At 35.8% G+C, this 12,484-nt stretch carries 11 protein-coding genes and 2 tRNA genes; 5 read left to right on the forward strand and 8 right to left on the reverse strand.

Features of this window, described 5'->3' with window-relative positions; translation table 11 throughout:
- Positions 1–110: 110 nt before the first annotated feature.
- The 6 genes from BUC16_RS01145 to BUC16_RS01170 form a co-directional block, all read right to left on the reverse strand.
- Positions 111–1,844 (reverse strand): ATP-binding protein, encoded by a 1,734-nt coding sequence (locus BUC16_RS01145; protein WP_073367308.1) that lies wholly within the window; start codon positions 1,842–1,844, stop codon positions 111–113.
- A complete protein-coding gene (locus BUC16_RS01150) occupies positions 1,841–2,929 on the reverse strand; it encodes a hypothetical protein (RefSeq protein ID WP_073367310.1) in 1,089 nt (362 codons plus the stop codon). Before BUC16_RS01150 ends, BUC16_RS01145 begins: the two co-directional genes overlap by 4 nt.
- 229 nt (positions 2,930–3,158) lie before the next feature.
- Positions 3,159–3,704 (reverse strand): dihydrofolate reductase family protein, encoded by a 546-nt coding sequence (locus BUC16_RS01155; RefSeq protein WP_073367311.1) that lies wholly within the window; start codon positions 3,702–3,704, stop codon positions 3,159–3,161.
- A 155-nt stretch (positions 3,705–3,859) separates the two neighbouring features.
- Positions 3,860–4,693 (reverse strand): amidohydrolase family protein, encoded by an 834-nt coding sequence (locus BUC16_RS01160; protein WP_073367313.1) that lies wholly within the window; start codon positions 4,691–4,693, stop codon positions 3,860–3,862.
- A 3-nt stretch (positions 4,694–4,696) separates the two neighbouring features.
- Entirely contained in the window at positions 4,697–5,494 is a 798-nt protein-coding gene (locus tag BUC16_RS01165) for an SDR family oxidoreductase (RefSeq protein ID WP_073367314.1), read from the reverse strand.
- Between the two features lie 27 nt (positions 5,495–5,521).
- Positions 5,522–6,535 carry a zinc-binding alcohol dehydrogenase family protein gene (locus tag BUC16_RS01170; protein WP_073367316.1) on the reverse strand — a complete coding sequence of 338 codons (1,014 nt, stop codon included), beginning with the start codon at positions 6,533–6,535 and terminating at the stop codon, positions 5,522–5,524.
- Between the two features lie 463 nt (positions 6,536–6,998).
- Here BUC16_RS01170 and trxA point away from each other — a divergent pair, with 463 nt between their 5' ends.
- The 4 genes from trxA (at position 6,999) to BUC16_RS01190 (ending at position 9,871) form a co-directional block, all read left to right on the forward strand.
- Complete coding sequence (gene trxA / locus BUC16_RS01175; RefSeq protein ID WP_042563349.1) at positions 6,999–7,316, forward strand: thioredoxin; 318 nt, start codon at positions 6,999–7,001, stop codon at positions 7,314–7,316.
- 65 nt (positions 7,317–7,381) lie between these two features.
- On the forward strand, positions 7,382–8,308 hold the full coding sequence (locus tag BUC16_RS01180; RefSeq protein WP_073367317.1) for a DUF58 domain-containing protein: 927 nt from the start codon (positions 7,382–7,384) through the stop codon (positions 8,306–8,308).
- Between the two features lie 86 nt (positions 8,309–8,394).
- Positions 8,395–8,468, forward strand: a tRNA-Asp gene (locus BUC16_RS01185).
- Positions 8,469–8,728: 260 nt separating this feature from the next.
- Positions 8,729–9,871 (forward strand): acyltransferase family protein, encoded by a 1,143-nt coding sequence (locus tag BUC16_RS01190; RefSeq protein ID WP_073367319.1) that lies wholly within the window; start codon positions 8,729–8,731, stop codon positions 9,869–9,871.
- A gap of 107 nt (positions 9,872–9,978) precedes the next feature.
- Here BUC16_RS01190 and BUC16_RS01195 read toward each other — a convergent pair whose 3' ends face one another.
- Positions 9,979–10,425, reverse strand: a complete 447-nt coding sequence (locus BUC16_RS01195; RefSeq protein WP_073367320.1) for a hypothetical protein — start codon at positions 10,423–10,425, stop codon at positions 9,979–9,981.
- Positions 10,426–10,877: 452 nt separating this feature from the next.
- Positions 10,878–10,959: transfer RNA gene (locus tag BUC16_RS01200), tRNA-Leu, on the reverse strand.
- A 108-nt stretch (positions 10,960–11,067) separates the two neighbouring features.
- Here BUC16_RS01200 and BUC16_RS01205 point away from each other — a divergent pair.
- Complete coding sequence (locus BUC16_RS01205; protein ID WP_073367322.1) at positions 11,068–12,456, forward strand: dipeptidase; 1,389 nt, start codon at positions 11,068–11,070, stop codon at positions 12,454–12,456.
- Positions 12,457–12,484 lie beyond the last annotated feature (28 nt).

The following is a 12,484-nucleotide window of genomic DNA, read 5'->3' on the forward strand; positions in this document are numbered from 1 at the left end:
CAAACGCTGACAGGGTTTATAGTTTTTGATTTCTCTCGTACTGGGCACAGAATTCAATTTTGCGCTATCTGTCACGAGAATATTTTGTGCATTTCCGAGCGATCGGGTTTTTAAACTGTTTCCATAATCTCATATGAATCATTGATGATTTTTCCAAAAGTTTCCATGTTACATTCGGATAAGAGAGATTCTTTATCAACATAATTACCTATTAAAATGTAATGGGTTTCTTTATCAAAAACGGCTTTTTTATAATGAGAAAGTTTTGGGTCCTTTTCTTTGGAATCAGCTATTGAAATTATAGTTTGTATATCAGTTGGTTTATTTTGATTTATAAATTTTAATATTCTTTCTCTGTTTGGACCATCAATGTCTTCTTTAAAAACACTATCCATAATAAAAGGTAACCGATGAATATTCTTAGTGTCATTTATAATTTTATTAAATGATAAATGATAACTCAATACTGCTAAATGAAGTTGAACACCTTGAAAAGGAAAACTTGAAAGTTCGTAAACATTGTTAAATCTATCATCTTCGACTTTTGGAACATCAAGTAGTACATTATTAAGTTGATAATAATTTTTGAATATTTTGTTTTTCTTTGCACGTTCAAAGCCTAAACTCTCATCAGAATTAAATTTTTTTAATTTTTCACTTAGAGCATCAACTTCGAGACTTAGAGTTCCAATATTCTCAATGATTGATTTATCTAGAACAAGATTTGCTTTGGATTTGATGAAATCATCTAAAGTGATATCATTATCAGAGTACTTTAAAAATTTCTTGTTTTCGTAATTTAGTTCTTCACGTAGTTCTGTAATCTTCTTATTTAGAGAATTAAGTTTAGATTGTAGTTCTTTGTTATCTTCTGAAAGAGATGCTTTTAATTTAATTGTATCATTTTCTTCTTGATAATGTTCATAAACGTCTTGAATTTTTGATGGTAGAATTTGTTTACAGGTCGGACATGGATCCTTACCTGGAAATTGTTGGTTATGATTTCGGTTCACTTTAGAAACAACAGCTAAACGTTGACTACTAAACGTTAAAGCATTGGAAAGCTTTATATATTTATTTTCATATTCTAACAATACATTTTTCTTCTGAGAAATTTGATTAATGAATTCATCTCCTTTTCCTTCTAAGGCTTTATTCAAAATAATCGAATCACTAATTACTTCATTCGTTTTTTCAAAAGTTATATAAAAATTTAGTTGCTGTCTTTTAGCTTGGAGATCTAGTTCTAATCTCTTTTTTTCCTCTTTATCACTATCATTAATTATTCCCAAATAATAATCTAAAAAATCTTCCCTAAAATTTTTGTAAAAATCAAGATTTGTAAAGGATTTTCTAAGATACACCCAACCAACATCCTGAGAAACATAATATGGTAAGAAAATTGTTTCCATTGGTGCAGGAACTATTCCGTCTTTTGACTCTAATGTCAATTTAAAATTGAATAATTCACTGAAAAAGTGTTTAAGTTTAACATGTTCAACTGAATTGTTAGCTCCCATACCATTAAAAACAGACACTTTTGAATTTCCATCTTTAATGTAAAGAGTTTCATCTTTTCTAATAAAAATATAATTTTCGCTTACACCATTTTTTTCAATAATTATATTTAGTCTAACAAATATATTTTCTGATAAAATTTTCACTAATTTAAATTTATTATCATTTATCCCAAAAGCAAATAATATAAGTTGAATGAGTGTACTTTTTCCTGCGGTGTTTGGCCCATAAATGACATTGAGTTTTGATCCAAATTCAGTGTAAAATTTGGTTTTTGAAGATTCGCTATATAAAAAAATACTTTTTAAACTTAAATATGTTTTCATTGTTTAGTTTTTATAAGATAAAATGCTGCTGCAATTGCTGCTTTTAACTGAATTTCGGAAAGTGTTGAACTTATATCCTTATGGAATTTCTCATAAAGAGCACGTATACATTTGACGTCATTAAAATGCTTATTTAGTAAGTCAGAATTTTGTGTAACAAAATCTAATATTTTTCTGTGTTCACTTTGAGTAAGGTCTTTAAATTTATCTAGACTATTTTCAAAGTTTAATTCGAAATACGAACTGTCAAATAAATTAATCTGTAATTTTTCACAAATTTTTTCAGATTTTTGTCGGCAAAATTCTAAAGCTAATTTATGTGTCGTAATTACATCTAATATCTCGTTGACTTTTGTCGATTCAAGTCGCTTTTTAAAGTCGGAAAGTTTAGCAATGTTATTTTGGTTAAATTTTGAATCAATTGCATCTAATTCATAAATAAAGGTGTCACGTGCAGCTTTGTGATCTAAAATCGAATTTCCAAATACTTCTTGAAATTTTCCAATTAGTAGTTCCATTTGAGTCTTGCTATTTCGACCAAAGTCTAAATAAGAAAAATTTAATGTGCTAAAGTGCAAGGCCTGAATGTCAGTAAATTTTATTTTAGAATTACCTTTGAGTAACAATTCTCTCAATTCATTTGGTAAATCAAGGAAATGAACAGATTCGTTAGTTTCGTTTATATATACATTTACCTCATTTTTTAATGAATTTTTATATTTGAGCTTGATAGTGTTATTAGTTATAAAAAATTGATTTTTAGTATAGATAGTTGATTTACATAAATCATCTGAGAGCAATGTAATTCCATTATCAACGATTTTTCGAATTATCTCATATAGGGAAGAATTACTCCAGACAGTGGAAGATTTTTTAGCTTGGTAGGTTTCTACTTTATCAATTTCATCATTATTATTTAAAAACCCAAAAACAATGTCATCATAATGCTCAAGAATGATAAAGTATTTTTGATATTTAATAGTGTGATATTTCTCTAAAAATATATATAAACTACAATTACGTTGAAAATCCATTCCAACATTTGCCTGTACACCTGAATTTACATCTATTTCGGGATTTGCCATTTTTATTTTGAGACTTTAAAGTGGCATTTACGAGATTTGTTAAAGCACTTGTTAACTCATAAATATACACAACTTAATTATTATATATACGCCTTAATTTAAGTGTATTTGCTGTTTATAACTTTTATCTTCCAAATATAATGTTTTTATTTTTTAGTCAGCTTTTTCTTCAATTAAAACTATAAAAATCTGTCCTTTTGTATTTTAGTTATCCGCGCTCGTAAAGGGATTAAGCCCGTTTATAAAAAAGTATTATTGCTCCTGACTCAAAGGTTTTAGTTTTTAAAAGTTTAAAAACCCTCCTGTCGTTTATTTTGTCAAACAATGGCAAACCTTTTCCAATTACAACAGGATGAATACAAAGCTGGTATTCATCAATTAAATCAAGGTTGGTTAATGCTACAATTAAACTTCGGCTGCCAATCAAAATATCCCTGCCCGGTTGTTGCTTCAATTCTGAAACCACTTCATCAATAGGCTGGGTTGCCAATTTTGCACTCTCCCAGTCCGTGTTTTTCAGCGTACGTGAAAAAACAATTTTTGGAATTTTGTCCATGGCCAAAGCAAAGTCGTCCATTGTTTTTTCACCTGAAGGATTTTTTACCAGCGGTTTCCAAAATCCCATAAGCTCATAGGTTATTCTGCCGTATAAAACTACATCCGCGTTATTTAATAATTCCGCATAATGCTGATGTATTTCTTCATCGGGAATGCCTGCCGTATGATCGCAAAATCCGTCAATTGTCATATTGATTCCTGCAATTATCTTTCTCATAACTCATCTTTTAAATAGTCTTAAAGATAAAAAAAAGTTCAACACGGCACTTTTAGAACAACCTATTTTCCTTTGCTTTATTTTTGATAAATCGTCATAAAAAAAGAGCCGTTAATAACTAACGACTCCTTTTATAAATTTATTTTCATGAAGTTTTAATCCAATCCATAAAACCGTTCCGCATTCCTGAACCAAATCAGTTCCTGCTGCTCAATCGGCAATTGGGCAATATAATCTTCGAGGGTTTTTACCACCAACTCATATTCGGAAGCAACCAAACAAACCGGCCAGTCGGAACCAAACATCAATCTTTCGGGACTGAAGTTTTCGAAAACCACGTCTAGATACGGTTTCAAATCATCGGGAGTCCAGGTTTTCCAATTGGCTTCGGTGACCATTCCGGAAATTTTGCAGAGTACGTTTTCGGCTTTGGCCAATTCAACAATGTTATTTTTCCAAGACAGGATTTCCCCCGATTTGATGTCTGGTTTGGCAATATGATCCAAAACAAAAGCTTGGCTCGGGAATCGATTTGCCAAATCAATGGCTGCCGGTAATTGGCGATGGAAAACGAGAATATCATACGTATAATCGTGTGTTTTCAAGGCTTCGATACCACGTCTGAAATCGTCGCGGAGCATAAAATCATCGGCTTCTCCTTGTACCACGTGTCTAAAACCTTTCAGTTTCTTTTCGGCGGAAAAAATATCCAAACGCCCTGCCACGTTTTTGTCCAATAAATCTACCCAACCCACGACGCCTTTGATGAAATCATTTTGCTTGGCCAAGTCCAACAAAAAATGGGTTTGTGCTTCGGTTTGGTCTGCTTGGACAGCAACGCATCCTTTGACGTTGTTTTTCTCCAAAACCGGCAAAAGGTCTTCTGGCAAAAAATCTCTTTGAATTATTTGCATACTCTCGTCAATCCAGCTGTCGCGAACGGGATCAAATTGCCAAAAATGTTGGTGGGAATCTATTCTTTGCGACATGTTTTATCCTAAATCATTAATTAAGGAACGATCCAAATGAACGTAACCGCCATCGACAAAAACAAATTGTCCCGTGGTGTGCGAAGAACGATTGGAAATGATGAAAAGTGCCGTGTCCGCTAGTTCCACCGTCTTGGTCATCCTGCTTTCAAACGGAATGCTCTTGTTGATTTTTGCCAAGGTAGCTTCGCCGTCGGCAAGAGTTTTAATCCAATCTTCGTAGGCAGGAGTGTAACTTTCGGCAATGATTAATGCATTCGAACGGATACCAAATTTAATCAAATCGACCGCCCATTCCCTGGTTAATCCCAACACGCCACCTTTGGCGGCGGCATAACCAGAAGTTCCTCCTTGACCTGTCAAAGCCACTTTGGAACCAATGTTCAGAATATTTCCTTTGGACTCTTTAAGGTAAGGAAGCGCATATTTCGTCAACAAGAAATAACTCACGACGTTCAATTTCAACGAATCCATAAATTCCTCGTAGGAGGCATCAAGACCTGCGCCATCGTTTACCCCAACATTGTTGATAACGGCATCAATTCTTCCGTATTTTTCCACGATTTTTTTAACCGCATTTTCTATTTGAACCGGGTCGGTCACATTGGTTTGCGCAAAAAAGGAGTCGATTCCCCTTTTTTGAAGATTGGCAACGTATTCGTGTCCACGGTCATTTCTGTCCACCAAAACAGGAATCGCTCCTTCGTCGGCCAATCTGTTGATAATGGTTTCGCCTATGCTTCCCGCTTTTCCAGCCGAGCCGGAAACCACAATGATTTTTCCTTTTAATCCTAAGTCCATAAAGAGTGTTTTTTATAAGTTGGTTAGTTAGTTTAGTTCAATAATAGCCTTGATGACATTGTTTTTCGGGTCAATCCATTTGTCAAATTCACCAATCATGTCTTCAAAACCGGCTCTGTGGGTGATGTATTTGCTGGGATCAATTTTACCGGATTTCAAGCATTCCATCACATAGTTGAAATCGTCAGTGGTCGCATTTCTGCTGCTCATCAAAGTAGATTCACGTTTGTGGAATTCAGGATGACTAAACGCCAATTCTCCTTTTTGCAAACCAACCAAGACAAAACGTCCTCCGTGTGACATATAATTGAAAGCGGAATTCATTACGTTTCGATTTCCGGTTGCGTCAATCACTACGGTAGGCATATTGCCATTGGTGATTTCTTTCAGTCTTTCCACCACGTCTTCGGTCATCGGGTTGATGATTTCATCGGCACCCAATTCTTCTTTGCAAAAGTTCAATCGGTATTGGTTAATGTCCATCGCGATTACTTTGGCTCCCGCAATTTTTGCAAAATTGATTAGTCCTATTCCAATGGGACCAACACCCATCACCAAGACGGTGTCTTTGGCTTTTACGTCAGCTCTGCGAACGCCGTGGGCTGCGATGGCCAACGGTTCTACCAATGCCAATTGGTCATAATCCAATCCTTGCCCGTGCAATAAATATTGTTCGGGAATCGTGATATATTCTGCCATTCCACCATCTACATGCACGCCAAAAACCTTGATGTTGGCACAACAATTGGTCAATCCATTGGTGCAAGCGATGCATTTTCCGCAGTGAAAATAAGGGATAAAAGTTACCTTGTCGCCTTTTTTAAATCCTTCAACATTGCCTTCTATATATTCTGCGGCAAGTTCATGTCCCAAAACTCTTGGGTATTCAAAATAAGGTTGTGTGCCTCCATACGCATGAATATCTGTACCGCAAACTCCAATTTTGCGTATTTTAAGAAGTACTTCTCCTTCTTTTCGAACAGGCATTTCTTTTTCTTTAATCAAAAACTCGTGAGGTTTCTCACAAACGATATATTTCATTTTAATGTGTTTGTTAATTGTATTTTTAATATTCTATTGGGTAATAAATGGTATTTGCGACAAACGAAATTAGCGACAGGCACAGTAAATCTACTAAAAATATTCGCTCGGTAATAAATGTTTAAATCACACTTACAAATATACTAAATTAATTAAACTATTGGCTTTCCCCTTCCAATATGACAAAATATCTCGCAAACAAGCTTGGATTTATTTTTTACAAATTCACATTGTTAGAAAAATACTGACAATGTAATGTTTGCCTATTTTGAATGTATTCCAATTTTACATTTTTTTTGAATCAAAAAGATAAAAAATAGCGGCTCGATTTAAAATAACTTATGGCAATACATTCATAATTAAAACTAATTTACAAATAGTGTTTGGTTTGTTTTTAATTTCTAAATTTGTACCCAGTTTGAAATGGTAAACAGTCAAACTTTAAATCTTAAATAAAAATATTATGGCATTAGCAATAACAGACGCTACTTTTGATGAAGTGGTTTTGAAGTCAGATAAACCAGTAATGGTAGATTTTTGGGCAGCATGGTGCGGTCCATGTAGAATGGTAGGTCCAATCATCGACCAAATCAGCGAAGAATATGCTGGTAAAGTTGTCGTTGGTAAAGTGGATGTTGACGCCAACCAAGAATTTGCCGCAAAATACGGAGTGAGAAACATACCAACAGTATTGGTTTTCCACAACGGAGAAGTAGTTGGAAAACAAGTTGGAGTTGCTCCAAAACAAACCTACTCTGATAGTTTAGACGCATTATTGTAATCGGTAGATTATGATTTATATAGAAAGGTTTGACGAAAGTCAAGCCTTTTTTTTATATTTGAAAGATGAAGATAGAATCGCAAATAGAGAAAATTTCCAGTTTCCAACATCTCGAAATGTTGGCCAACCAAATTGTGGAAGGATTTATCTCGGGTATGCACAAAAGTCCTTTTCACGGTTTTTCGGCCGAATTTGCGGAGCATAAAGTGTATAATATGGGCGAAAGCACCAAACACATCGATTGGAAATTGTTTGCCAAAACCGATCGGTTGTACACCAAGAAATTCGAGGAAGACACCAATTTGCGTTGCCACATCATCATCGACAATTCCTCGTCGATGCATTATCCAAAATTGGAAGACAAAGAACAATTTTTCCACAACAAGATAGGATTTTCCGTTTTGGCTTCGGCCGTTTTGATGAATATTCTAAAAAAACAGCGCGATGCCGTAGGTCTGAGCGTGTTTTCGAATACTTACGAATATTATGCCCCCGACAAAGGAAGCGACCGCCACCATCGAATGGTGTTGAACGCCCTGGAAAATCTCTTGGAAAAGCCAAAGACTCAAAAAAACACCGACACCATTACATTTCTGCATCAAATAGCCGAAAAAATTCACCGCCGTTCGATGATTATTTTGTTTACAGATATGTTCCAATCTGGCGACGAAGAAGCCTTGTTCGATGCCTTGCAACATTTAAAACACAACAAGAACAAGGTAGTTTTATTTCACGTTATCGACAACAAAACCGAATTGAATTTTGACTTTGACAACGCTCCAAGGAAGTTTATCGACATGGAAACAGGTGACGAGGTCAACCTTTTTGCCGAAAATGTGAAGGACGAATATGAAAAAGGAGTGAATAATTACTTCAAAAAGCTGGCATTAACCTGTGCCCAGAACAAAATCAAGTACATTCCCGTGGGTGTTGGAGAAAATTTTGAAAAAATATTGACCACATATTTAGTTGAAAAACAAAACTTTGGATAAAGGTTCAAAAAAATATTTAAAATTCTCTACTGAAAGGCTTGCGTAAACGAAAATCTATTGTATCTTTGCCACCGCAATAAAGCAGAGGTTTGGTAGTTCAGTTGGTTAGAATACATGCCTGTCACGCATGGGGTCGCGGGTTCGAGTCCCGTCCAGACCGCTAAATTGGGAAGAAGCGATTCAGAAATGAATCGCTTTTTTTGCCCAAAAAAGCATCTAAAATAGTTGTGTTGTTTTCGTCACGCCTTTGTAAAGCGTGGCCGGTTTAGTAGTTAGACCAATGAAAAGCTTTCCACTTTGTGGACAGCTTTTTTGATTTTAGGGCTGTTCCATATATCAATTCCAAAATTAATTATAAATTTGGTTAAACTTTTTGGTGTAATCTAATCTACAGCCTCTTTAAAAAAGTTTTCTAAACATATGGAAAAAACTACTTCTCTGAGCTCAAAAAAACATTATCCAATACTTGACGGTTTACGCGGCGTTGCTGCAATCATGGTGGTTGCCTTTCATATTTTTGAGACACACACAACCAGTCGTCTGGATCAAATCATTAACCACGGGTATCTTGCCGTTGACTTTTTCTTCCTGCTTTCCGGGTTTGTTATCAGCTATGCTTACGACGATCGTTGGAGCAAAATGAGCGTTGCCGATTTTTTTAAAATCCGCCTTGCCAGACTGCAACCGATGGTGGTTATGGGAATGATTATTGGAGCCCTTTGTTTTTATTTTCAAGATTCAGCACTCTGGCCAATGATTCACGAAGTTCCGATATGGAAAACATTGCTTGTCATGCTTATCGGATTTACCTTGATTCCCCTATCGCCATCCATGGATATAAGGGGGTGGCAAGAAATGCATCCGCTGAATGGTCCCGGCTGGTCTTTGTTCTTTGAATATATAGGCAATATTCTTTATGCATTGTTCGTAAGGAAATTTTCGAATACAGCGCTTGCCATATTGGTGTTTTTATCAGGCTGTCTTTTAATCCATCTTGCGGTATTTGGCCCAAAAGGTGATGTTATTGGCGGCTGGACTCTTAATTACGAACATCTTCATATTGGATTTTCACGTTTGTTGTTTCCTTTCTTTGGAGGATTATTATTGCACCGAATAGTAAAACTGACAACTATCAAAAATGGCTTTTTTTGGACTAGCTTATTAACGATTGTCGTACTTGCAATGCCTAGAATTGGCGGAAAAGAACATTTATGGATGAATGGTTTATACGATTCGTTATGCATCATTATCGTTTTTCCATTGATTGTTTTCTTGGGAGCAAGCGGAGAAGTGACCGGCAAAACCTCAACCAAAATCTGTAAATTTTTAGGCGACATATCCTACCCCATTTACATAACACATTATCCGTTGATTTATATTTACACGGGTTGGGTTCGTGGCAGCAAACCTTCCTCTCAAGAAGCACTACCATTTGGCTTATTGACATTAATTGGATCTATTGTCCTTGCTTATGTTTGCTTAAAATTATATGACGAACCGGTACGTCTTTGGCTAAAACAGAAAATATTAACTTATAAATTGGCATTCATTCCGGTTAAATAGCAGGAATAAAAAAAGCTTCTAAAATAGTTGTGTTGTTTTCGTCACGCTTTTGGATATGCATAAAAAACCGCAATTATCAGTTACGGTTTATATTGTGTTTATTTAATTTATTTTGGTCTAAAGGCTCCTGTTTCTTTGTCAAGTCGTGGATCGTTATTTATCGCTTCGAGTCGCTGTAATTGAATGTTTAATGGATATTCGGCACAAGCCATTATTGCATGGTTATAAATTACACTTATGTATAACCCATTTGTATTTACTTCTATGTCCTGATATAGTTCACTGGAACACAGTATAGTATGATACCCGTCGCTTAAAACTTTTACGCTATAAATATCGTAAATTCTTATTTCTCCAAAATTTACAATTTCTACAGTTGCGTTTAGGAGATTAATTTCTACGCAAATAGAATTATCTTCGCACAAGTGTTTGTTTGTTGCCAGATCGACAAGAAAACCATCATTTTTGTTTTCTCCAAAAAAAACGTTTTGATTGTATTGGGCATTTGAATTTAAACCAAGTAATGCAATGGCAATAAAAAGCAGTTTTTTCATTATTTTTCAATTTTATAATTAACGGTAATTGAAGGAATAAATTTTACTAATTCATCCTAAACACATTTGTTCAAACAACATCATAACGCCTAATTACTGTTTATATTTTGATTATTTTATGTGATGAATACAAGCAGCCTATTTGTCAACCAATACACAAGACTAATCACCAATAATAGCAGTTTTACATTCTTTTGATACTCTCATAGAAATACATTTCACAACTAGATTATTTGAAAATATTAATTGCTAAATTTTTATAGTGAGAAATATTTAGACACAAGGTTATACCCCCGAATACACAACAAAACACAAAAACAAAAAGTTAATACAATAAAGGGAGGGGGTTTCTTAATTTATACACAGAACTAAAAAACAGGGTAGTTATTGGGGCAGAGTAAAATAAAAAATCCTTTAACCGTTTGTTTACAACGTTTAAAGGATTTTTAAAGTGCGGATAATAGGACTCGAACCTACACGCCTTGCGGCACCAGATCCTAAGTCTGGCATGTCTACCAATTTCACCATATCCGCAAAATTGTGAGTGCAAATATAAACATAACTTCCAACTTTCAAAGGAATTTATTCAAAAATATTTACGCTCTTTTTTGTACTTTTGAAAGTATAAAATTATAACCCATTATGGAAACCATAAAATCCTACGTTCAACAGCATAAAGACCGCTTCATTAACGAGTTAATCGAATTGTTGAAAATTCCTTCCGTTAGCGCCGATTCCGCTTACCATCATGATGTTATCAATACTGCCAATGCCGTAAAAGCCAGCCTGGAAAAAGCAGGTTGCGATTTTGTGGAGATTTGCGACACGCCTGGAAACCCAATTGTATATGGCGAAAAAACTATCGACGCCAGTTTGCCAACCGTTTTGGTTTACGGTCATTACGACGTGCAACCCGCCGATCCAATCGATTTGTGGACGTCTCCCCCATTCGAACCTGTTATCAAAAAAACCGAAATTCATCCCGAAGGTGCGATTTTTGCCCGCGGTTCCTGCGACGATAAAGGTCAAATGTACATGCACGTAAAAGCACTGGAATACATGATTCAATCGAATACTTTGCCTTGCAACGTGAAATTCATGATTGAAGGCGAAGAAGAAATTGGCTCCAAAAGCTTGAGTTGGTTTGTGGAACGCAACCAAGAAAAACTAAAAAACGACGTGATTTTAATCTCGGACACTGGAATGATTTCCAACCAACAACCTTCCATCACTACCGGATTGCGTGGTTTGAGTTATGTGGAAGTCGAAGTTACGGGCCCCAATCGCGATTTACATTCTGGTCTTTATGGTGGTGCAGTTGCCAATCCCATCAACGTTTTGGCCAAAATGATTGCTTCGCTTCACGACGAAAACAATCACGTGACCATCCCCGGTTTCTATGATAAAGTCGAAGAATTGTCATTGGAAGAAAGAGCCGAAATGGCAAAAGCGCCTTTCAACTTGGAAGATTATAAAAAAGCATTGGACTTGAATGATGTTTATGGCGAAAAAGGCTATGTAACCAACGAAAGAAACTCGATTCGTCCAACGCTTGACGTGAACGGAATTTGGGGCGGATACATTGGTGAAGGTGCCAAAACGGTTATCGCGAGTCAGGCTTTCGCCAAAATCTCGATGCGATTGGTTCCAAATCAAGATTGGGAAGAAATCACCGAATTGTTTACCAAACATTTCATCAACATTGCACCTGCCGGAGTGAAAGTAAAAGTAAAACCGCATCACGGCGGACAAGGCTATGTGACGCCCACGGACAGCATTGGATACAAAGCCGCCAACAAAGCCTACACCGAAACTTTTGGAGTTCCCGCGATTCCGGTTCGTTCCGGTGGAAGTATTCCAATTGTAGCCTTGTTCGAAAAAGAGCTGAAAAGCAAAACCATCCTGATGGGATTTGGCCTGGACAGCGATGCCATCCATTCGCCAAACGAACATTTCGGAATTTTTAATTACCTGAAAGGAATTGAAACGATTCCGTTGTTTTACAAGTATTTTGTGGAGATGAGTAAATAAGTCTATTGCACACTGATAAAACGGATGA

Source organism: Flavobacterium fluvii, assembly GCF_900129545.1.
In the GTDB taxonomy this organism is placed as follows: domain Bacteria; phylum Bacteroidota; class Bacteroidia; order Flavobacteriales; family Flavobacteriaceae; genus Flavobacterium; species Flavobacterium fluvii.

Excerpts from the sequence above, each read along its gene's own strand:
- BUC16_RS01145 (WP_073367308.1), bottom strand. The coding sequence starts at position 1,844 with ATGAAAACATATTTAAGTTTAAAAAGTATTTTTTTATATAGCGAATCT.
- BUC16_RS01150 (WP_073367310.1), bottom strand. The coding sequence starts at position 2,929 with ATGGCAAATCCCGAAATAGATGTAAATTCAGGTGTACAGGCAAATGTT.
- BUC16_RS01155 (WP_073367311.1), bottom strand. The coding sequence starts at position 3,704 with ATGAGAAAGATAATTGCAGGAATCAATATGACAATTGACGGATTTTGC.
- BUC16_RS01160 (WP_073367313.1), bottom strand. The coding sequence starts at position 4,693 with ATGTCGCAAAGAATAGATTCCCACCAACATTTTTGGCAATTTGATCCC.
- BUC16_RS01165 (WP_073367314.1), bottom strand. The coding sequence starts at position 5,494 with ATGGACTTAGGATTAAAAGGAAAAATCATTGTGGTTTCCGGCTCGGCT.
- BUC16_RS01170 (WP_073367316.1), bottom strand. The coding sequence starts at position 6,535 with ATGAAATATATCGTTTGTGAGAAACCTCACGAGTTTTTGATTAAAGAA.
- trxA (WP_042563349.1), top strand. The coding sequence starts at position 6,999 with ATGGCATTAGCAATAACAGACGCTACTTTTGATGAAGTGGTTTTGAAG.
- BUC16_RS01180 (WP_073367317.1), top strand. The coding sequence starts at position 7,382 with ATGAAGATAGAATCGCAAATAGAGAAAATTTCCAGTTTCCAACATCTC.
- BUC16_RS01190 (WP_073367319.1), top strand. The coding sequence starts at position 8,729 with ATGGAAAAAACTACTTCTCTGAGCTCAAAAAAACATTATCCAATACTT.
- BUC16_RS01195 (WP_073367320.1), bottom strand. The coding sequence starts at position 10,425 with ATGAAAAAACTGCTTTTTATTGCCATTGCATTACTTGGTTTAAATTCA.
- BUC16_RS01205 (WP_073367322.1), top strand. The coding sequence starts at position 11,068 with ATGGAAACCATAAAATCCTACGTTCAACAGCATAAAGACCGCTTCATT.